General features: G+C 67.4%; 20 protein-coding genes and 2 pseudogenes. 17 read left to right on the top strand and 5 right to left on the bottom strand.

The genetic code is table 11. The features are described from left to right. Positions 1–18 precede the first annotated feature (18 nt). The 15 genes from ACTMTF_RS12255 (at position 19) to dprA (ending at position 11,435) form a co-directional block, all read left to right on the top strand. Positions 19–342, top strand: a complete 324-nt coding sequence (locus ACTMTF_RS12255) for a DUF742 domain-containing protein (protein ID WP_397010724.1) — start codon at positions 19–21, stop codon at positions 340–342. Then, positions 296–910: a GTP-binding protein gene (locus ACTMTF_RS12250; RefSeq protein ID WP_397009970.1), complete on the top strand. Its 615-nt coding sequence runs from the start codon at positions 296–298 to the stop codon at positions 908–910. The genes ACTMTF_RS12255 and ACTMTF_RS12250 overlap by 47 nt, the downstream gene beginning before the upstream one ends. A gap of 55 nt (positions 911–965) precedes the next feature. Beyond that, entirely contained in the window at positions 966–2,510 is a 1,545-nt protein-coding gene (gene ffh / locus ACTMTF_RS12245) for a signal recognition particle protein (protein ID WP_441110708.1), read from the top strand. Positions 2,511–2,707: 197 nt separating this feature from the next. Then, positions 2,708–3,208, top strand: a complete 501-nt coding sequence (rpsP, locus tag ACTMTF_RS12240; protein ID WP_441110707.1) for a 30S ribosomal protein S16 — start codon at positions 2,708–2,710, stop codon at positions 3,206–3,208. A 1-nt stretch (position 3,209) separates the two neighbouring features. After that, positions 3,210–3,455, top strand: a complete 246-nt coding sequence (locus ACTMTF_RS12235) for an RNA-binding protein (protein ID WP_336208239.1) — start codon at positions 3,210–3,212, stop codon at positions 3,453–3,455. Positions 3,456–3,522: 67 nt separating this feature from the next. After that, positions 3,523–4,023, top strand: a complete 501-nt coding sequence (gene rimM / locus ACTMTF_RS12230; protein ID WP_441110706.1) for a ribosome maturation factor RimM — start codon at positions 3,523–3,525, stop codon at positions 4,021–4,023. A gap of 5 nt (positions 4,024–4,028) precedes the next feature. Further along, a complete protein-coding gene (gene trmD / locus ACTMTF_RS12225) occupies positions 4,029–4,808 on the top strand; it encodes a tRNA (guanosine(37)-N1)-methyltransferase TrmD (RefSeq protein WP_441110705.1) in 780 nt (259 codons plus the stop codon). Between the two features lie 139 nt (positions 4,809–4,947). Then, a complete protein-coding gene (rplS, locus tag ACTMTF_RS12220; protein WP_189138260.1) occupies positions 4,948–5,310 on the top strand; it encodes a 50S ribosomal protein L19 in 363 nt (120 codons plus the stop codon). 143 nt (positions 5,311–5,453) lie between these two features. After that, the gene (gene lepB, locus ACTMTF_RS12215; protein WP_441110704.1) at positions 5,454–6,335 is read left to right on the top strand and encodes a signal peptidase I; all 882 of its coding nucleotides are present in this window, start codon (positions 5,454–5,456) and stop codon (positions 6,333–6,335) included. Beyond that, positions 6,335–6,928, top strand: a complete 594-nt coding sequence (gene lepB, locus ACTMTF_RS12210; RefSeq protein ID WP_441110703.1) for a signal peptidase I — start codon at positions 6,335–6,337, stop codon at positions 6,926–6,928. Before lepB (ACTMTF_RS12215) ends, lepB (ACTMTF_RS12210) begins: the two co-directional genes overlap by 1 nt. A 52-nt stretch (positions 6,929–6,980) precedes the next feature. Continuing rightward, the gene (locus ACTMTF_RS12205) at positions 6,981–7,649 is read left to right on the top strand and encodes a ribonuclease HII (protein WP_397009955.1); all 669 of its coding nucleotides are present in this window, start codon (positions 6,981–6,983) and stop codon (positions 7,647–7,649) included. A gap of 39 nt (positions 7,650–7,688) precedes the next feature. Further along, on the top strand, positions 7,689–8,012 hold the full coding sequence (locus tag ACTMTF_RS12200; RefSeq protein ID WP_026215037.1) for a DUF2469 domain-containing protein: 324 nt from the start codon (positions 7,689–7,691) through the stop codon (positions 8,010–8,012). A 112-nt stretch (positions 8,013–8,124) separates the two neighbouring features. Further along, positions 8,125–8,478: a YraN family protein gene (locus ACTMTF_RS12195; RefSeq protein ID WP_441110702.1), complete on the top strand. Its 354-nt coding sequence runs from the start codon at positions 8,125–8,127 to the stop codon at positions 8,476–8,478. Continuing rightward, the gene (locus ACTMTF_RS12190; RefSeq protein WP_441110701.1) at positions 8,479–10,005 is read left to right on the top strand and encodes a YifB family Mg chelatase-like AAA ATPase; all 1,527 of its coding nucleotides are present in this window, start codon (positions 8,479–8,481) and stop codon (positions 10,003–10,005) included. Positions 10,006–10,055: 50 nt separating this feature from the next. Next, on the top strand, positions 10,056–11,435 hold the full coding sequence (gene dprA / locus ACTMTF_RS12185; RefSeq protein WP_441110700.1) for a DNA-processing protein DprA: 1,380 nt from the start codon (positions 10,056–10,058) through the stop codon (positions 11,433–11,435). 222 nt (positions 11,436–11,657) lie between these two features. Here dprA and ACTMTF_RS12180 read toward each other — a convergent pair whose 3' ends face one another. Beyond that, positions 11,658–12,851: a Cmx/CmrA family chloramphenicol efflux MFS transporter gene (locus ACTMTF_RS12180; protein ID WP_441110699.1), complete on the bottom strand. Its 1,194-nt coding sequence runs from the start codon at positions 12,849–12,851 to the stop codon at positions 11,658–11,660. 445 nt (positions 12,852–13,296) lie between these two features. On the opposite strand from ACTMTF_RS12180, the gene ACTMTF_RS12175 reads away from it, so the two are divergent. Further along, positions 13,297–14,187, top strand: a complete 891-nt coding sequence (locus ACTMTF_RS12175; RefSeq protein WP_441110698.1) for a tyrosine recombinase XerC — start codon at positions 13,297–13,299, stop codon at positions 14,185–14,187. A gap of 738 nt (positions 14,188–14,925) precedes the next feature. On the opposite strand, the gene ACTMTF_RS12170 is transcribed toward ACTMTF_RS12175, so the two are convergent. The 4 genes and pseudogenes from ACTMTF_RS12170 to ACTMTF_RS12155 all read right to left on the bottom strand — a co-directional run. Next, positions 14,926–15,630 (bottom strand): hypothetical protein, encoded by a 705-nt coding sequence (locus ACTMTF_RS12170; protein WP_441110697.1) that lies wholly within the window; start codon positions 15,628–15,630, stop codon positions 14,926–14,928. A 42-nt stretch (positions 15,631–15,672) separates the two neighbouring features. Next, a pseudogene (locus ACTMTF_RS12165) lies at positions 15,673–16,416 on the bottom strand (transposase family protein). Between the two features lie 233 nt (positions 16,417–16,649). Beyond that, positions 16,650–17,399 carry a M23 family metallopeptidase gene (locus ACTMTF_RS12160; protein ID WP_441110696.1) on the bottom strand — a complete coding sequence of 250 codons (750 nt, stop codon included), beginning with the start codon at positions 17,397–17,399 and terminating at the stop codon, positions 16,650–16,652. 660 nt (positions 17,400–18,059) lie between these two features. Further along, positions 18,060–19,301: pseudogene (locus tag ACTMTF_RS12155) on the bottom strand (MFS transporter); the annotation flags it as partial. Between the two features lie 18 nt (positions 19,302–19,319). Here ACTMTF_RS12155 and ACTMTF_RS12150 point away from each other — a divergent pair. Beyond that, positions 19,320–19,619, top strand: a complete 300-nt coding sequence (locus ACTMTF_RS12150; RefSeq protein WP_441111035.1) for a hypothetical protein — start codon at positions 19,320–19,322, stop codon at positions 19,617–19,619. Positions 19,620–19,811 lie beyond the last annotated feature (192 nt).

Here is a 19,811-nt window from a genome sequence, read left to right as displayed (position 1 = left end):
TCGGACCCGGCCTCGCCGGTGCGTCCGTACGCGGTGACCGGGGGGCGGACGGCGCCGCGGGTGAAGCTCGCGATGGAGGCGCTGGTGTCCTCGGCCACGGCTGAGCACAGGGAGTTCTCCCACATCACGCCGGAGTATCAGGCGATCAGCCAGCTCTGCCGGCAGGTCCGCTCGGTGGCCGAGGTGTCGGCCCTGCTGCGGATGCCGCTCGGCGTGGCGCGCGTGCTCATCGCCGACATGGCGGCGGAGGGCCTGGTACACGTGCACCAGCCGCAGCTGGAATCCGGTAGGCCAGATGTCAACTTGCTCGAAAGGGTGCTCAGTGGACTTCGCAGGCTCTAGTCCCGGGCTCACCTCGGCGAAGATCGTGGTGGCCGGTGGCTTCGGCGTGGGCAAGACGACGTTCGTCGGTGCGGTTTCGGAGATCATGCCGCTGACGACGGAGGCGGTGATGACGGACGCCTCGGCCGGGATCGACGATCTCGGTATGACCCCGCTGAAGTCGACCACCACGGTGGCGATGGACTTCGGCCGGGTGTCTTTGGACCGTGACCTGATCCTGTACCTGTTCGGGACGCCGGGGCAGCACCGGTTCTGGTTCATGTGGGACGACCTGGTGAAAGGCGCGATCGGCGCGGTGGTGCTGGTCGACACCCGCAGGCTGGCCGACTGCTTCCCGGCCATCGACTACTTCGAAGAGGCGCAGCTGCCCTTCGTGGTCGGCCTGAACGGGTGGGACGGGGAGTACGAGCACAGCGACTCGGAGATCCGCGACGCTCTCACCCTCGCCCCGCACATCCCGCTCATCCGCCTGGACGCCCGGGCCAAGGACTCGGTCAAAAGCGCCCTGATCAACCTGGTCGAGCACGCCCTTTCAGTTCGGATGGCCGTGCCAGGCTGGAACGGCTGACGAAGCGGATAGGCTGACTGCAGACCCACATTCGCTTCGAGGACTGGCCTACCACGTGTTCGAGACGCTTTCCGACCGGCTGACATCGGTCTTCTCCTCCCTCCGATCCAAGGGGCGGCTGTCCGACGCCGACATCGACGCCACCACCCGCGAGATCCGCATCGCGCTGCTCGAGGCCGATGTCGCGCTGCCGGTGGTCAAGGCGTTCGTCGCCCAGGTCAAGGAGCGCGCCCGCGGCGCCGAGGTCTCCCAGGCGCTCAACCCGGCGCAGCAGGTCGTCAAGATCGTCAACGAGGAGCTCATCGAGATCCTCGGCGGCGAGACCCGCAGGCTCCGCTACGCCAAGACGCCGCCGACCGTCATCATGCTCGCCGGCCTCCAGGGCGCCGGTAAGACCACGCTGGCGGGCAAGCTCGCCAAGTGGCTGCGCGAGCAGGGGCACGTGCCGATGCTCGTGGCCGCCGACCTCCAGCGCCCCAACGCGGTGCAGCAGCTCCAGGTCGTGGGCGAGCGCGCGCAGGTCGCCGTCTACGCGCCCGAGCCCGGCAACGGCGTCGGCGACCCGATCGGCGTCGCACGCGGCTCGATCGACGAGGCCAAGCGTCAGCAGTACGACATCGTCATCATCGACACGGCGGGCCGTCTCGGCATCGACCAGGAGATGATGCGGCAGGCCGCCGACATCCGCGACGCGGTCTCGCCCGACGAGGTCCTGTTCGTGGTCGACGCGATGATCGGCCAGGACGCCGTCAGCACGGCCCAGGCCTTCATGGACGGCGTCGGCTTCGACGGCGTCGTGCTGACCAAGCTCGACGGCGACGCCCGCGGTGGCGCGGCCCTGTCGGTCAGGCACATCACCGGCCGGCCGATCATGTTCGCCTCCACCGGTGAGAAGCTCGAGGACTTCGACGCCTTCCACCCGGACCGGATGGCCTCCCGCATTCTCGACATGGGTGACATCCTCACCCTGATCGAGCAGGCCCAGAAGACGTTCGACGAGGACCAGGCCGCCAAGATGGCGGGCAAGCTGACCTCGGGCGAGAGCTTCACCCTCGAGGACTTCCTCGAGCAGATGATGATGGTCCAGAAGATGGGCCCGATCAAGAACCTGCTCGGCATGATGCCCGGCATGGGGCAGATGCGCGACCAGCTCGACTCCATCGACGACCGTGACCTGGACCGCATCGCGGCCATCATCCGCTCGATGACCCCGGCCGAGCGCCAGGACCCGAAGATCATCAATGGCTCGCGCCGGGCCCGCATCGCCGGCGGCTCGGGCGTGACGGTCACCGCGGTCAGCAACCTCGTCACCCGCTTCTTCGAGGCCCAGAAGATGATGAAGCGGATGGCGGGCGGCATGGGGATCCCCGGCATGCCCGGCGGCAAGGGCAAGGGCGTCAAGACGCAGAAGAAGGCGAAGAAGGGGCGCCGGGTGAGCGGCGACCCGCGCAAGGCCGCCCTCGGCAAGCCGGCGCCGGAGGCCCCCGCCGAGCCCAAGCAGGGCGGCGTGCTGGGCAACCTCGGCGGCAAGCTGCCCCCGGGCATGGACCTGCCGCCCGGCTTCGACCCGTCCAAGCTGCGGCTCCCCGGTCAAAAGTAACCTTTGCCCATCCGGTCCGGGCGTGCGGTCGTAGGCAGTGCCGTACATCTGGCACAATGACATGTTGGAACATCGCGATCAGGTGGGTGCCCTCTCACCTCCCGCCGGTCGCGCCTGTCCCTGGAGCGGGACCCTTGTCGTGCCCCACTCGATGAGACACCGCTCACCCGCGCTCGAATGCAGGAGAGACCACACCCGTGGCAGTCAAGATCAAGCTCAAGCGGCTCGGCATGATCCGCAACGCTCAGTACCGCATCGTCGTCGCCGACAGCCGCACCAAGCGTGACGGCCGGGCGATCGAAGAGATCGGCCTGTACCACCCGAAGCAGGACCCGTCGCGCATCGAGATCGACGGCGACCGGGCGGCCTACTGGCTGGGTGTCGGCGCGCAGCCGACCGAGCCGGTGCTCAAGCTGCTCAAGATCACCGGTGACTGGCAGAAGTTCAAGGGCGAGCCCGCCCCGGAGCCGATGAAGATGCCGGCGGAAGCTCCCGACCGTCACGCCCTCTACGAGGCCGCGGCCCGCGAGACGCTGTCCGGTGGCGACACCGCCACGGCGGCCACGACGCCGAAGAAGGCCAAGAAGAAGGAAGAGGCCCCTGCGGCTCCCGCTGCTGAGGCCCCCGCCGCGGCTCCGGCCGAGCCCAAGGCCGAGACCGTCGCCGAGCCCAAGGCCGAGGCCGAGGGCGAGGCCTGACGTGCTCGAGGAGGCTCTCGAGCACCTCGTCAGAGGCATCGTCGAACATCCAGACGATGTCCGGGTCCGCGCTCGCCGCATTCGCAGCGGTCGCGTCCTGGAGGTCCGGGTGCACCCCGAGGACCTGGGTAAGGTCATCGGTCGCGGCGGGCGCACCGCCAAAGCGCTGCGCACAGTCGTGAATGCCCTGGCCGACGGGAAGTACGTACGGGTCGATCTGCTCGACCTGGACGAAGCAGTCCGTTAGCGTCAGGTTCGCGCGCCCTCATCGGTTCACCCGATGGGGGCGCTTGCGTTAGAGAGGCAAGGTTCACGTGCAGTTGGTCGTCGGCCGGATCGGCCGCCCACATGGTGTGCGCGGTGAGGTGACGGTGGAGGTGCGCACCGACGATCCCGAGCTGCGCCTGCCCGTCGGCGCGTCGATCGCCACGGACCCCGCCGACAGGGGGCCGCTCGTCATCGAGGGCCGCCGCTGGCACAAGGGCATGCTGCTGCTCAGCCTCGCGGGGGTCGCCGGTCGTGACGCGGCCGACGCGCTGCGCGGCACCATGCTGGTCATCGACTCCGCCGAGGTGGCGCCCTCCGACGACCCCGACGAGTTCCACGACCACGAGCTCATCGGGCTCACGGTCGTGACCGTCACGGGGAAGTCCGTCGGCGAGGTCACCGACGTGCTCCACCACGGGCAGGACCTTCTCGTCGTCCGGCGCGACGGCCAGGAGGACGCGCTCATCCCGTTCGTCAAGGCGCTGGTGCCGGAGGTGGACGTGGAGCACGGCAGGCTGGTGGTCGACCCGCCCGAAGGGCTGCTGTGAGCGCGATGCGGCTCGACATCATCTCGATCTTCCCTGAGTACTTCGCCCCGCTGGACGTCTCGCTGATGGGCAAGGCCCGTGAGCGCGGCATCCTCGACGTGCGGGTGCACCAACTGCGCGAGTGGGCGCACGACGTGCACAAGACCGTCGACGACACTCCGTACGGCGGCGGGCCCGGCATGGTGATGAAGCCCGAGGTGTGGGGCGAGGCCATCGACGCGGTGATCGGCGACGGCACCCCGCGGATGATCGTCCCCACGCCCAGCGGCAGGCCGTTCACCCAGGAGCTCGCCCAGGAGCTGGCGGCCGAGCCCTGGCTGCTGTTCGCGTGCGGCCGCTACGAAGGCATCGACTCGCGCGTCATGGCCGAGTACGGTTCGCGGCTGCGGGTTGACGAGGTGAGCATCGGCGACTACGTCCTGGCCGGCGGCGAGGTGGCGGTGCTGGTGATGGCGGAGGCCATCGGCAGGCTGCTGCCGGGTGTGCTCGGCAACGCGCACTCCGCCGTCGACGACTCCTTCGCCCCCGGAGCCATGCAGAACCTCCTCGAAGGGCCCGTCTACACCAAGCCGCCCGTCTGGCGGGGCCACGAGGTGCCCGCCGTGCTGCTGTCCGGACATCATGGGAAAGTCGCCAGGTGGCGGCGTGACCAGGCGCTGCGCCGTACTCTCGCCAACAGGCCGGAGCTGGCGGCGGCGCTCGACCCCGAGACCCTCGACAAGCATGACCGCCGGCTGCTGGAGGAGCTCGCGTTTCGCCTCCCGCCGGAAGATATGGCACACTGAAGCGTTGCCAACCGTCATGTGGTTGGTCCGTCATGCCCGAGAAGCACTCTCGGGTTTCATCAGATCAGCAGGCGTGTCCGCCGCGAGCTTCAGGCCGGGTGGACCTCCGCGTGCTCACGAGACTTGAGGAAAAGCTCTCATGCACACGAAGATCCAGGAGCTCGAGAAGTCGACCCTGCGTAGCGACGTGCCGGACTTCCGGCCCGGCGACACGCTCGAGGTTCACGTACGAGTGGTCGAAGGCAACCGCTCCCGTGTCCAGGTCTTCAAGGGATTCGTGCTGCGCCGCCAGGGCAGCGGCGCCCGCGAGACCTTCACCGTCCGTAAGGTCAGCTACAGCGTCGGCGTCGAGCGGACCTTCCCCGTGCACAGCCCGGTCATCGAGAAGATCGTGCTCGTGACCCGAGGCGACGTGCGCCGCGCCAAGCTCTACTACATGCGCGACCTGCGCGGCAAGGCCGCTCGCATTCGCGAGAAGCGCGACGCCACGCCCGCCAAGTAACGCGAATGTCCTTCCGGATGGCCCGCCTGGCGTGCGGGCCATTCGGCTTTTGCGGGGCTGTTTCCTTTATGTGGAGCGACTCGTGCCCGTTGTAACGTCGGTCGAGGCTTGTCGGGCCTGCGCATCATCTAGGCTCGTCAACAATGACTAGCGAGAGCCAGGAGCACGGCGCGCCGCGCCGCCCTGTCGAGGACGAGGTGGACGTGGTCGCCGAAGAGACTCAGAAGCCAGCAGAAGACGGGAAGAAAGAGAAGAAGGGGTCGTTCTGGAAAGAGCTCCCCGTCCTGGTCGTAGTGGCGCTCGCGCTGGCGCTGATCATCAAGACCTTCGTCGTCCAGGCCTTCTACATTCCCTCCGAGTCGATGGAGAACACTCTCCTGATCAACGACCGGGTGCTGGTGAACAAGCTGGTCTACCACACGCGCGACATCGAGCGCGGCGACGTGGTCGTCTTCGCCGGCATCGACTCCTGGGACGGCGAGTTCGAGCTCGAAGAGCCGTCCAACCCCGTCGCGGGCTTCTTCCGCTGGATCGGCACCTCGTTCGGCTTGATCCCCGGCGAGAAGGACTACATCAAGCGGGTCATCGGCGTCGGCGGCGACCACGTCAAGTGCTGTGACGCCGACCATCGCATCACGGTCAACGGCGTGCCGATCGACGAGACGAGCTATCTCTATCCGGGCAACCTGCCGTCCAGCGAGAACTTCGACATCAAGGTGCCGCCCAACCGCCTGTGGGTGATGGGCGACCACCGCCAGGTCTCGCTGGACTCCCGCTTCCACACCGGCGATCCAGGGGGCGGATCCATCCCTGAGAGCCAGGTCATCGGACGGGCCTTCGTGATCGTCTGGCCGTTCTCGCGAGCCTCCTCGATCTCCATCCCCGACACGTTCGCGCAGCCGGCGCTCCAGGCGCTCGGTGGGTCGGTTCCGCTGGTCGCCGGGTTCGTCCTGGCCGTGCCGGTGGTCGTGATCCGGCGGCGGTGGCTCGGAGCAGGGCGTGGACGGCTCGGAGCACGGCGTTGATGGCCGTCACCAAGAAGGCGCAGGGCGTGGAGAAAAAGAAGAAAAAGGGCAGCATCCGCGAAACGATCGTCATGTTGCTGATGGGCGTGGGGATCGCACTGCTGCTGCAGGCTTTCGTGATCGGCAACTTCTGGATCCCCTCGGAGTCGATGGAGAACACCCTCAAGATCGACGACCGGGTGTTCGTCAACAAGCTCGCCGGCTCGCCCGAGCGGGGCGACATCGTGGTGTTCAAGGGCTGGAACGGCGAGGACACCATCAAGCGGGTCATCGGCGTCGGGGGTGACAAGGTCGTCTGCTGTGACGACGACGATCGCATCACGATCAACGGCAAGCCGCTCGACGAGTCGTCCTACCTCTACCCCGGTGACTTCCCCTCAGGCGACGAGTTCAAGGTGACGGTCCCGCAGGGCAAGCTCTGGCTGATGGGAGACCATCGCAGCTCCTCGGCCGACGCGCGCAGCCACATGGAGGAGCCGGGCGGCGGGTTCATCGGGGTGGATCAGGTCGTCGGCACGGCCGTGGTGCGCTGGTGGCCGCTGTCGCGGGGCTTGATCTTCACCAAGCCCGAGAGTTTCGCCAAGGTCGAGTAGAACGCGCTTCCAGTCGCGGTTTGCGGCGTTTGGGGCGTACGCTTCCTGTGTCATGACAGTTGCGTTCCGCCCTCGACCGAGCGTCGTCCGCCGCGATTCCGGACTCTACGCTTACGAGCGGGCGCTGGCCCGCCGCGGCCTCACTCCCATCGCGGGGGTGGACGAGGCCGGCCGCGGGGCCTGCGCCGGCCCGCTGGTCGTCGCGGCCGTCATCCTGCGCAGGCGGATCGACGGGCTGGCCGACTCCAAGCTGCTCACCCCGGCGGTGCGCGAACGACTCCATGACGAGATCATGGCCACCGCCCACGTCGGCGTCGTCACCATTTCCTCCGCGGAGATCGACGCCACGGGACTGCACAAGTGCAACGTGTCAGGAATGCGGCGGGCCGTCGCGCGGTTGTCGTGTGACCCTGGGTACATCCTCACGGATGGGTTTCCGGTGCCGGGCCTTCCGGCGCCGTCGCTGGCAGTGTGGAAGGGGGATCAGGTCGCCGCCTGCATGGCGGCCGCGTCGATCGTGGCCAAGGTGACGAGGGACCGGATGATGGTCGCGCTGGACGGCGACTTTCCGCTGTACGGTTTCGCCGATCACAAGGGGTACGTCACGCCACAGCATCGCCTGGCACTGGAGACGCACGGCCCGTGCGCGCACCACCGCTACTCCTTCGTTACGGTGGCCAGACGGATGGGCGAGAATGAAATGGGGGCCGGGGTTGCCTGAGCGGGCACACCGGGGGACCGGTACGACAGGAGGACCGCGATGAGCGCAGAGGATCTCGAAAAATACGAAACCGAGATGGAGCTGCAGCTTTACCGCGAATACCGCGATGTCGTCGGTTTGTTCACCTACGTCGTGGAGACGGAACGGCGCTTCTACCTGACCAACTCCGTCGACCTCGACGTGCGCACCGCCGAGAACGGTGACGTGTTCTTCGACGTGAAGATGCAGGACGCTTGGGTCTGGGATATGTACAGACCTGCACGTTTTGTGAAGAATGTCCGAGTTGTTACGTTCAAGGATGTCAACGTCGAAGAGTTGGCCAAGGCCGACCTGGAGATGCCGAAGGAGGGCTTCTCGGGATAACCGGACGGTCGTCCACAGCCTTGGGGGTGTCGGCTTCGGATATCCCCAGAACGACGCTCGGCCGCCGGCGGCACGGTCGAAGTAGGCGAAGGTCAGTGCCCGGAGGTGGCACATGGCCGCGAAGAACGATCTCGGCAGGCACGGCGAGCAACTCGCCGTGGCCTACCTGCAGGCCGAGGGCATGACGATCATCGAGCGTAACTGGCGCTGCCGTTACGGCGAGATAGACATCATCGCCGAGGACGGCCCCAGCCTGGTGGTCGTCGAAGTGAAGACCCGGTCGAGCAGGTCCCACGGCACAGCGCTGGAGTCCGTGCGACCCGCCAAAGTGGCCCGCCTGAGGCTCCTGGCCGCCCGATGGCTCGCAGGCCAGCCCCGCGTCTTCACCCGGGTCCGGGTCGACGTGATCGCGTTGGACCGCTTCGCCGGCGACTTCTCCCTGCGGCACGTGCGCGGGGCGTGCTAGATGGCCGTCGCACGCACCCGCAGCGTCGCGCTGGTCGGCGTCACCGGCCGCACCGTCGAGGTGGAGGCCGACGTGGGCAACGGCCTGGCGGGCATCCATCTCATCGGCCTGCCCGACACGGCCCTGAGCGAGGCTCGTGAGCGGGTCAGATCCGCGGTGGTCAACAGCCACTACGCGTGGCCGGACGCCCGCATCACGGTGAGCCTGTTCCCGGCCAGTCTCCCCAAGCGGGGCAGCCAGTTCGATCTGGCCATCGCCGTGGCGATCCTGGGCGCCGCGGGCGTCGTTCCCGCCGAGCGCGTCGCCGAGCAGTTCTTCCTCGGCGAGCTGGGCCTGGACGGCCGCCTCAGGCCGGTGCGCGGGGTGCTCCCCGCGGTCCTGGGCGCCGCCGACCACCCGGGCGCCACCGTGGTGGTCCCGGCCGCCAACGCGGCGGAGGCGGCCCTGGTGCCCGACGTGAAGGTGGTGCCGGTCGCCGACCTGCGCCAGCTCGTGGAGTGGCTGCGCAGAGGCGACGACCCGCCTCGGCATCCCGTCCAGGACGTCCCCCGGACGGCCACCGCCCCCACCGTGGACCTCGCCGACGTGGTCGGCCAGCCGCTCGCCCGCCGCGCCCTGGAGGTCTGCGCCGCGGGCAACCACAACCTCTGGATGCTGGGCCCGCCCGGCACGGGCAAGACCCTCCTGGCGGAGCGCCTGCCCACTCTCCTGCCGCCGCTCGACCTCGACCACGCGCTGGAGGTGACGGCCATCCACTCCGTGGCGGGTGTGCTGCCGCCCGACAGCCCCACGATCGACAGGCCCCCCTTCGTCAGCCCGCACCACACGGCGACCGCGGCGGCGATCATCGGCGGCGGCAGCACCGTCGTGCGCCCCGGCGCGGTCTCCCTGGCCCACCGGGGAGTGTTGTTCATCGACGAGGCGCCGGAGTTCCCCCGTCACGTGCTCGACTCCCTGCGCCAGCCTCTGGAGTCCGGCCAGGTCACGGTGGCCAGGTCGGCGGGCTCGGTCACCTTCCCGGCCAGGTTCATCCTGGTGCTCGCGGCCAACCCCTGCCCCTGCGCCCAGCCCCAGGACCAGAGCGACAGCTGCCAGTGCACGCCCACGATCAGACGCCGTTACCTGGGCAGGCTGTCGGGGCCGTTGCTCGACCGCATCGACATGAAGGTCACCGTCGCGCGTTCGTCGAGACGCGAGCTGATGGCGGACCGGCAGTTCGTCGAGACGAGCCAGACGGTCGCCGCGCGGGTCCTGCTGGCTCGCCAGCGAGCGGCCGTCCGGTTCGCCGGGACCCCGTGGCGGACCAACGCCGAGATCCCGTCCTCGGCCCTCCATGCCCGCTACCGCCCGTCGGAGTCCGCCATGAAGCCCATCACCACCTGCCTCGACTCCGGCACCCTGAGCGCCCGGGGCCTGGACCGTGTGGTGCGGGTGGCCTGGACGTTGGCGGACCTCACCGGCAAGGACCAGCCGGACGAGACCGAGACATCGTCGGCATTGGCCTTGTGGCTGGGGATGTCGGGGTGAGCCACCCGCCCGATCTCACATCCGTGGCCGCCCCTACTTCGGAGGACCCCTTGAGCACCACCCCTGAGCGTGAGGCAAGAGCCGCCCTCATGCGCGCGGCCGATGTCGGTGACACGGTCATGGGCCGTCTCGTGTCCCACTGCGGTGCCTCCCAGGCTGTGGAGGCCATCCGCGCCCGCACCCTTCCGCCCGGCTTCCCGGTCGGCGACGCGTCCCTGGAGCGCCCCGCAGATCTAGGCAGGCGCCTGAGCACCTGGCATGCCCGTCTGACGGCCTCCGACCCCGTGTCCGACCTGGTGGCGGGAGAGCGGTCCGGGGCGAGGCTCATCATCCCGGGCGACGCCGAATGGCCCACCCAGCTTGACCAGCTGGGCGCCGCCCGGCCGCTCGGCCTGTGGCTCCACGGCACAGCCGACCTGCGGTTCTCCTGCCTGCGCTCGGTGGCCGTGGTCGGCGCGCGGGCGGCCACCGCCTACGGCGTGCACATCGCGGCCCAGTTCGGCATCGGCCTGAGCGAGTCCGGTTGGACCGTGGTCTCAGGGGGCGCGTTCGGGATAGACGGCGCGGCCCACCGAGGCGTCCTGGCCTCGGACTCACCCACGGTTGCCGTCCTGGCCTGCGGTGTCGACATCGCCTACCCCTCCGAGCACCACGCCCTGTTCGCCGCCGTCCGCGACCAGGGCGTGCTCGTCAGCGAATGCCCACCGGGCGTCCACCCCACCAGAGCCCGCTTCCTCATCAGAAACCGCCTGATCGCCGCCCTGTCCAGAGGCACGGTCGTCGTCGAAGCGGCCCTGCGCAGCGGCGCCCTCAACACAGCCACGCACGCCCTGTCCCTGAAACGACATCTGGCAGCCGTGCCGGGGCCCGTCACCTCCGCACAGTCAGCTGGCTGCCACAGACTCCTGCGCGAACAGAAGGCCATCTGCGTCACCTCACCGGAGGAGCTCATCGACCTGGTGGGCGTCATCGGCGACGACCTGGCCCCGCTCCACAGGGCCCCCGCGCTGCCGAGAGACGCGCTCTCGGAGCCTGTCAGGAGAGTCCTGGACGCCGTCCCGGCCAGAGGCGGCGCGGGCCCCGCCTCCATAGCGGTGGCCGCCGGCGTAGACCTCACCACGGCCCTGAGCGCCCTGGGCGGCCTGGCGGCGGCCGGTTACGTCGAACGCGTGCCCAAAGGTTGGCGCGCCCGCAAGACCGCATCCCCCATCTACCCCAAGGCCCGAGAAACGCTCGCCCTCAGCACACCCCCTGCCGATCACCCCCCGCCACCCGCGGAGTCGGGGTCGCCCACCGAAATGGGGTCACCCAACGAAACGGGGTGGTCCGCGGAGTCGGGGCCGTCCGCCGCGGCTGAGTCTCCGGTGCTGGCGGGGGAGGGGGCGTCAGTCGTGCAGGCCGTGGTCCCACCCCAGACCGCTTCGGGGTGATCGCCTGTTTTCCTGTCACCGCATTGCCATTTGCCACCTCCCCCTACGCTCACCGGCGTCGCTGGACCTGCTCGGCCGTTCCCCCGTTCCCCCATGCCGCCGTTCGCTGGGGAACCGTGAGCCGCCGGCTCACTTCATGACGGCTGCGGCGGGGGTGATGGGATGGGTCCGGCGCTGGTCGATGAGTCGCCGCCTCGGGGTGCAACGGCGCGTTACGGTGCGTCATCGCACGCTGTTCTGGTCGTCGCTGTGTTCGAGGGCCTGACGAAAAGGCAGCGCGAGAAGAAGTGCGACGGCGACCAGGGCGCTGCTCGCCCAGACGGGCCCCAGCTCAGCCGCCCCAGGGTTCATCGTGGCGGCTGCGATGACGGGACCGGCGGTCGCCCCGACGTTGAGAGCAGCGGTGGCGTAGGAGCCGGCCATGGTTGGCGCGTCCGCGGCCTCATAGAGCACCCGGGCGATCAGCGTGCTCCCGAGGCCGAAGGAGAGCGCACCCTGGGTGAACGCGAGGATCAGCAGGGCGACCGGGGTGGACGCGGTGAGGGCGAGGGCGACCCAGCCGCTGAGCAGCAACGGCCCGCCGATCGCGACGACGACACCGGGCCGCCGGTCGGACAGTCGCCCGGCCACGGTGACGCCGGCGAAGGAGCCCAGACCGAACAGCACCAGCACGACAGAGACCCACAGCGGATCCAGCCCAGCGACATCGGTGACGATGGGAGCGAGGAAGGTGAAGGTGCCGAACGTCGCGGCATTCACCAGCGCCCCCAGCAGCAGGACCAGGACCAGTCGCGGACGCAGCAACTCAGCGAGCTCCCGCCGTAGATCCGGGCCGGCCGGCTTGTCCGGTCGTTCTCCTTTGGATCGTCGTGTTTTGACGGGAATGCTGCTGACTATGCCGAGTGCCGAGGGCAGGCACAACAGCGCAATTCCCCAGAAGGTGGCGCGCCAGTCGAGCAGCGTCCCTATCAAGGCGCCACCGGGGACCCCTGCGATGGTGGCGGCCGTGATGCCCGCCAGCAGGACGGCCAAGGCCCGGCCCTTCCGATCCGGCGGGACCAGTGCAGCGGCTGCGGTGAGAGCGACCGCAAGGAATCCGGCGTTGGCAAGCGCGGCGAGAATCCGGGTAGCGAGCAGAACGGTGAAGCTGCCGGTGCAGGCGCCGAGGACGTGCGCGACCAGGAACAGGCCGAGAAAGCCCAGCAGGCTGGATCGCTGTGGCCATCGGCGCGCGAGTCCAGCCATGAGCGGGGCGCCTACGACCATTCCGATGGCGAAGGCCGAGGTGAGCAGCCCCGCCGTCGCAACCGGCACGCCGACATCTGCGGCGATGTCCGGCAGCAGGCCGGCGAGCATGAATTCCGATGTACCCATGGCGAAGAGCGCCACGGCAAGCAGGTAGAGAGGCAGGGGCATCGAGAGACTCCGAGGTGATGAGAGAGATCAGCTGAGACGTCTCGTCACCGCGGTCAGCGGCCCGGCTACTTCTGTCATCTGTCGCCATCGTGCGACAGAGCAGGACTGTCCAGTGGATTCAGGGGGCTGACGGGTGACCGAAAGCCCCCACCTTGGATGCCTCTGGGCTCGACATGGCAAGCACGATACTCAGTCGGACCACGCTGCGCACATGGGTTTCCTCCTGGCTACGGGTCGTTCGAGCGCGTCACCGACGTTCTGACCGTCAACATCCAGTCACAAAGGAGCGGACCTATTCCTAGTCTCTGCTGGAAGGGAGTATTCACAGCCACTGCTGGAACGAAGTATCGCCGGTCACTGCTGGAACGGACCTACCACTGGCCCGTTGCGGGGTAAGAGGTCCCTGAAAGAATGATCGCGAAGCGTGCGGTGAACGGAGAGACGCGTGGATCTTGACGTTGGCGAGGTGCTGAGCGCGTTCGAGGCGCATCTGCGGTTTGAGCGGGATATGTCCCCCCATACGGTTCGGGCGTACATGGGGGACGTGACGGCTCTGCTCGGCTACCTGGACGGACACCTCGATGGTGTCGACGTCACCGCATTGCGGGGGTGGCTGGCCGAGCAGCATGATGCGGGCAAGGCGCGAGCCACCCTCGCGCGGCGGACTGCTTGCATCAGGACCTTCACCGCCTTCTGCCATCGGCAGGGCTGGCTGCCGAACGATCCGGGACTGCTGCTGGGGACGGCCAAGGCCCCTCGGCGGCTGCCCTCCGTGCTCGACCAGGAACAGGCTCGGGAAGTGCTGGACGCGCCGCCCTCGGAGGGGGAGCCGCGGGACCTGCGAGACCAGGCCCTCCTGGAGCTGCTGTACGCCACGGGCATTCGGGTGAGCGAACTGTGCGGGCTGGATGTGGATGACGTGGATCGCGATCGTCGTGTCGTACGGGTGCTGGGCAAGGGACGTAAGGAGCGGTCAGTGCCGTTCGGGGGACCTGCTCTGCGGGCGCTGGACAGGTGGTGCGTGCACGGCAGGCCGCTGTGGGTGCGTTCGGGGTCGGGGCCGGCGTTGTTCCTCGGTGTCAGGGGCGGGCGGATCGACGCGGGGACGGTGCGGCGGGTGGTGCACGCGCGCGTGCGGCAGGTCGAAGGGGCTCCGGACATGGGACCGCACGGGTTGCGGCACAGCGCGGCCACGCACCTGCTTGAGGGGGGCGCGGACTTGCGTAGCGTTCAGGAACTGCTGGGGCACGCTTCGCTGAACAGCACGCAGATATACACCCACGTCTCCATCGAGCGTCTTCGCAGCGCTTACCGGCAGGCGCATCCCAGGGCGTAAGACTTGCTGCAGCGTATGGCGACTCCCCCGGTAGGCCCAGAACGCCACGGACGACGTCCAAGAAGTCCCAATCGCCGGTGGTCAGGTCTCGCTGAGATCCACCTCAGTGAAACAGGACCACCGGAGAATCCGCAGATAGCGCCACCATGCCCCGCGGCCCCGCGGCCCCGCAGTCCGGCCCCGCGGCCCCGAAGTGCCGGCCCACGGCCCCGCAGGCCCGGAGCTTCGAAGTAATCATGATCGTCAGCAGCCATCATGATGGTCCGCCAGAGGTCGGTAACAGACGGAGCCGCGGTAAGGGAATTCGGCGGCAGCGGGGCGGCGGCTCTCGCCCTGACCGGGTCTTCGACCCGCCGCCCTCCCCCTGCTTCGACGTAGAACAGCCATGGTGCCAGCCAGCCGCTACCGATAGGTCCAGAACCCGCTCGTGGTGGGACGATGAACCCGGGCGCGATGGGGCGTCGCGCACACTGGCCGGCGCGAAATCAGGATTCTAGTGATCAGTCAGCCTTCTTCACCACCGGGCAGGCCGCCTGCTGGTACGGAGCCTTTTCATCCTCCCGGTCGGATAGCTCGGAAGCGGATGATGTGGAATTGCTTGGAATGGGTGGGATTGCCAACGCCTTGCTCGGCGACGGGCTGAGTGTTCGCCTCTACCGGTTCACCGCTCTGGGCTGTGCCTTCAGGGTGAAAGGCTCACTGAGGGTTTCCAACCTGACGTCGCAGGTCATGGGTTTGTCAGACCGTCCATCGCGGGGCGTACTCCAGGTGAATGTCCTGCCCGGCACCTGGATCCAGATTCGGCCAGTAGAACAGTCGGCAGACGTGATAGTTGCAGGCGCCCGAGATGTACAGCGAGGTCGCGGCAGCAGACGGCCCTTCCTTCGCCACGGCGAAGAAGTGACGGGCCGGCTGCCGAAACGCCGCAGTGCTGCCGGTCAGAAACAGCGTCTCGGCGTGCATGCGCTGGTGGAGTGTGTCCTTGTTTTCCTGGTAGTTCAGGGCCCGGTAGTCGATCTCCTCGTCGGCGGGTAGGTCGGTGTCCGGCACACTTGCCGTCCGTATTTCGCACGGAGGGCTTCCGGCGATGATCCGCTTTCTTACCTGCTTCCAGTGGGAGGGCGGGAACTGCAGCGAGTGGTGGACCAGCACGAGATCAAGCGGCCGGTCCGGGCACCTCTCCTCCTTGTCCCAGTCGGGGTTGATCCCAGGGACGGCCGGAGTGGCGCGCATCGGCAGGTAGACCAAAGAGCGTGGCGATCGGGCTGCGAGCAGCCACAACGCGCCGATCCGTCGGCCATCCGTCCGATCCACATACATGTGATACTGACTGCCGGTGTCGTAGAGTGCCCCATTGGCCAAAGGTTTGACCGGGCGGATCACCCGGAACTCCGAGGCTCCCAGCCGCACTCGGTGAATGGTGATCTTCACCTGCACGATCATCGGTTCCTTTCATCCTCAGGCTGCCTGTGCGACGCGGTGGTTTTAAAGAACGGCGATGGCCTTGCACAGGTGGCCGGCTTTTGCAGGGCTGCAGCGTAGCTTGCGGAGGATCTTCCAGCTCTTCAGCTGGGCGTTGGCGCGTTCGGCCGGGGCCGCGGAGCTTGGCGTGGGAGCGGTTGGCCGCTTTCGGGACTCAGGCTTGTTCTTGCCCTTGTACGGGGTGACGAGCGGGCCCTCGGCACCTTGGTACGCCTTGTCCGCGAGGGTGATGATCCCGGCCTGATCCAGCTCGCGGAGGATTCCCCAGATACGGGCGGCGCTCAGGTCGTGTGTCTTGCCGGGCAGCGCGGCGGAGGTCCACAGGATGGTCCCGTCTGGTGTGGCGATGACCTGGACATTCATCCCGTGTACGCGGTGTTCGCCGGAGTAGTAGGGGCGGTCGGCCTTGATCTGATCGGTGCGGATGGGTGTGCCGTCCAGCACCAGGTAGTGCAGCCCGTCCCGCTTGGCCTTCCGCAACATCGTCGTGAGCTTGGGAGAACGCGCTGACAGGAGAGCCACCGTCTCCTCCACATACCGCCACGCGGTCGAGGTCGATACCCCGACCCGCACCTAGCTCGGTAAATGTCTCATCTTTGCGCAGGTGGACCAGGACGGGCAGGGCCTGCTGGCAGGGGTTCAGCCGCCACCAACCGACCTCATGGACTTACGGTGGCGCCGGATTATCTCGGCGACGTAGTTCAGGCTCTGATGCGACAAATCGACGGTGGCACGATAGAACAGCACCTGAAGCTCCTGGTTGTGACGGTGACGATTGTGGTGATTGACCCGTGTACCAGGAGCTTCTTTGCGTCACCAGCCGAACACCAGCATCGCGATCATGATGTGATCAGGGCACGCGTCCAGTGGGTTGGAAAACGTTCACTGTCGGCTCCAACTGAATCGGCGCATCGCCCGCGCAGGGCATGTCGTCACTCGTTTCGAGCACAACTACCTAGCGGAAAATAGCCGAGCACACATCACTGTCGGCGGGTCCGTCTGCGGCGGTTCTTTCGGTGCTGGCCTGTCGTATGGAAGCGGGTTTCTGCTGTGAGGGTGTGATCGATTCTTGTGGAGTGTCTTCCGCCTGCTGCGTTATGTCGGGATTTGTTGGTGCGCATTCGGCGGCGCAGCAGGGTAAGGAGGATTAACACGGTTAGTAGTGCCGCGATGCCGAAAGCGGAGACCATCGGGATTGCGGTGGAGCGCAGCGAGAAGTGGTCGGGTGTTGCGATGGGTGTATGGGTGTGTTGCTCGTCTCGCCTGGCAGGGGCGAGAGGTGAGCGTGCGGACTGTTTCTCAGGTGTGTGGCCATCTGAGGGGATGTGAGAGCTGAAGGCAGGATTGGGGGTGGCGCTCGGGGGAGTGGGGCTGATGATTGGGGGCGGCTTCGCGTGCCAGTACGGCAGAAGGCGGATGCGGGCCTGGCCGAGCAGCAGCAGGGGATCCAGGTAGGCGGTGGACCTGCGGAGTCCCCAGTGGAGACAGGACTCCGGGCAGTGTGGCGAACCGGGCTCGACGGTGCCCAAATGGTCGCCTGAGGAGACCGGATCGCCCTGTTTTACTGCGGCGGCGACGGGGAGGTAGGTCGTGCGCAGGCCGCCCGGATGGTTCACGGTGACGACGCCTCGCCCGGCCACCGAGCCGGCGTAGCCGATGGTGCCTTGACCTGCGGCCAGGACCGGGGTGGCGACCGGCGCGGCGAGGTCGACGCCGCGGTGGCCGGTCAACCATGGTTCAGGTGGCGGGGCGAAACGACGCAGGATCCGCGGGGGGCCGTTGAGGGGCCAGCGCCAGGTTGCGGGTGCCGCCGTTCCCGGGGCAGCTGACATCGCTGGGATGGGGCAGAGAAGAGGGGCAACGAACACGAGGGCGATAACCATCACAATGGGACGAATTGGTGCCTTGATGAAGGGGAAATCATGCCTTTTTGTGAAACAGGAGGGATGGTTTGTGGATGGATTGGAATGTATAAGGGGTGCGGTCCGGCATATGAATGCGAATGGTCCGATGCGCTGGTTTGTAGTGGATGTGCTGTGGTCGGGCGGGGTGTAGTGGTAGTCCGGCTTCCGGTGAGGGCGGTAGGGGTGGCCTGAAAGGAGGCGGGAGGCGGTGTTGGTCGTTTGGGCAACGTGCATGCGGAGAGTATGTGGTGTGCGCCGGTTGATGAGATGAGGCGAATGCGATTCTGTGGATAACGCAAGGGTGAGGGGATTCGTCTGTGGATAAGCCGTTCAGCTATGGCGCCGCACTTGAAGAATCGTGATACTGCTAGGTCGTCGTTATTGAGTCGCTGGACATGCGCTATCGTGGGAGCGCGCAAGTTCGTGGTAGCTTGCTTTCTGAGACTTGTTACATGGGTGGTCGGCTTTTGGTGGCTGTGAGACCGTTCATTGTTTGCTGCTTGTTCGCCGGAGCGATGTGCGAGGCGAGATGAGAGCGGCTGGGCGTAGGGGCGAAGTCCAGATCCAGATGGTGCTTATGGCTATGCCGGCTGCGCAGATGAGGATGACCGGGCGCAGGCCGAGCAGTTCGGCCAGGAAGCCGCCGGTGACGCCGCCGAGGGCCATGACGCCCTGAACGGCGAAGGTCATGGTGGCGTTGACGCGGCCTCTCAGCTGTGGGGTCGTGTCGCGAAGGATGATGGCGCCCATGCAGGTGGCGAAGGCGACGACGATGCCACCCGTGATCGTGCCTGTCAGGGCGAGTATCGAGAGCTTCCACCAGAGCGGGCCGTCCAGTAGGCCTACGGCCAGGATTTCGATGGGGAAGAAAAGCACCGAGATGAGCAGGATCCGGTTCTCGCCGTACCGCTTGGCCAGGCGGGCGGTGGACCAGGCACCCAACAGGCCGCCGAGGCCGCTGAGGGCGATGAGCACGCCGATCATGAACTGAGGGATGTCCAGCGTGTGCAGCATGTAGAGCATGTACACGGCTGTGTATGCCATGGCGAAGAAGTTGATGGTCACGCCCGCACCCAGCAGGGCACGCAGGACTGGGTGGGTGGCGCTCGCGCGCAGTCCCTCCATGACGTCGCGCCACATGCCGCTGGAGGGGCCGGGATTGTTCTTCTCAGGGGTACGGATGGCGCGCAGGAGCAGGGCTGATGCCAGGAAGGAGAGGGCCTCCGCGAGCACGGCGAACGGTGCCGTAAGTGTCTGTACCAGTAAGCCGGCGAGCCCTGGGCCGCTGACCGAGGCGACTGAGTAAGAGGCGTTGAAACCGGCCATGGCGTCTGTTCGCTGCTCTGGTGGGACGACTGCGGCGATGTGCGGGAAGTTCGCGGCTCTGAACATCACCCCAGCGGTGCCGATGATCAAAGCTACGACGATGAGCCAGGTCACGTTCAGGCTGCCGATAAGCCAGGCCAGCGGGACTGACGCGGCTGCTGTTGCGGCGACCAGTTCGCAGGCGATCATCAACGGCCGGTGTCTGGCCAGCCGGTCAGCGACGGCGCCTGAGTGGAGTCCGAACAGCAAGGCGGGGACGAAGGACGCGGCGGTCAGAAGGCCCATCTCGGATGGGGAGGCGGTCAACAGGGTGATCGCGGTCAGGGGGACGGCGAGTTTGGACACCTCGGAGCCGGTGATCGAGATTGTGCGGGCCGTCCAGAGCAGGCGGTAGTCGCGCTGCTTGCGTAGGGGGACGGTGTGGAGGGGCTCCGGTACGTCGTCACCGCGATTGGGGGGTTGCCCGTCCGCATCATCACTGTGGAGGGGGAGATGCCAGTCCGCGTTGTCAGCGTTCGGGGGGAGGGGTCCGTCTACGGCGTCGGTGTCAGGGGGGAGGGGTCCGTCCACGGCGGCAGGGTCAAGAAGGGGATCGGGGAAGAGGCGCCCATCTACGGCGTCAGTATCCGGGGGAGGGTGCTCGCCTGCGGCCTCAGTGCTCCTGGAAAAGTGCTCGGCCCCGGGGACAGGGCTAGGGAGGGGACGCTCAGTGGGCGTTGAGGGAGAAGGGGTGAGGGGGGTGGCCGGCGTCTCTGGCTCAAGCTTCGGGTCGGCAGTGCCGCCTGCTTCCGGTGCTGTGCCGTTGGGTTGGTGGTTCGTGGCTGTGTGGTTCGGAGCTTGGTGGTTCAGGGCCTGGTGATGAAGGGGCTGATGATGAGTCGGCTTCCCTGCGGTGCCAGGCGTTGGTTGGGT

This window comes from Nonomuraea sp. ZG12 (genome assembly GCF_052068115.1).
GTDB lineage: Bacteria > Actinomycetota > Actinomycetes > Streptosporangiales > Streptosporangiaceae > Nonomuraea.
The sequence above is the reverse complement of the archived record's forward strand: the minus strand, read 5'-3'. Positions and strand labels throughout refer to the sequence as shown.

Bases quoted from the DNA above. Each gene is read 5' to 3' on its own strand.
- ACTMTF_RS12205 (WP_397009955.1), top strand. From the start codon at position 6,981: ATGACAGTTGCGTTCCGCCCTCGACCGAGCGTCGTCCGCCGCGATTCC.
- ACTMTF_RS12170 (WP_441110697.1), bottom strand. From the start codon at position 15,630: ATGATCGTGCAGGTGAAGATCACCATTCACCGAGTGCGGCTGGGAGCC.
- lepB (WP_441110703.1), top strand. From the start codon at position 6,335: ATGGCCGTCACCAAGAAGGCGCAGGGCGTGGAGAAAAAGAAGAAAAAG.
- ACTMTF_RS12190 (WP_441110701.1), top strand. From the start codon at position 8,479: ATGGCCGTCGCACGCACCCGCAGCGTCGCGCTGGTCGGCGTCACCGGC.
- rplS (WP_189138260.1), top strand. From the start codon at position 4,948: ATGCACACGAAGATCCAGGAGCTCGAGAAGTCGACCCTGCGTAGCGAC.
- ACTMTF_RS12195 (WP_441110702.1), top strand. From the start codon at position 8,125: ATGGCCGCGAAGAACGATCTCGGCAGGCACGGCGAGCAACTCGCCGTG.
- lepB (WP_441110704.1), top strand. From the start codon at position 5,454: ATGACTAGCGAGAGCCAGGAGCACGGCGCGCCGCGCCGCCCTGTCGAG.
- trmD (WP_441110705.1), top strand. From the start codon at position 4,029: ATGCGGCTCGACATCATCTCGATCTTCCCTGAGTACTTCGCCCCGCTG.
- ACTMTF_RS12180 (WP_441110699.1), bottom strand. From the start codon at position 12,851: ATGCCCCTGCCTCTCTACCTGCTTGCCGTGGCGCTCTTCGCCATGGGT.
- ACTMTF_RS12250 (WP_397009970.1), top strand. From the start codon at position 296: ATGTCAACTTGCTCGAAAGGGTGCTCAGTGGACTTCGCAGGCTCTAGT.
- ACTMTF_RS12200 (WP_026215037.1), top strand. From the start codon at position 7,689: ATGAGCGCAGAGGATCTCGAAAAATACGAAACCGAGATGGAGCTGCAG.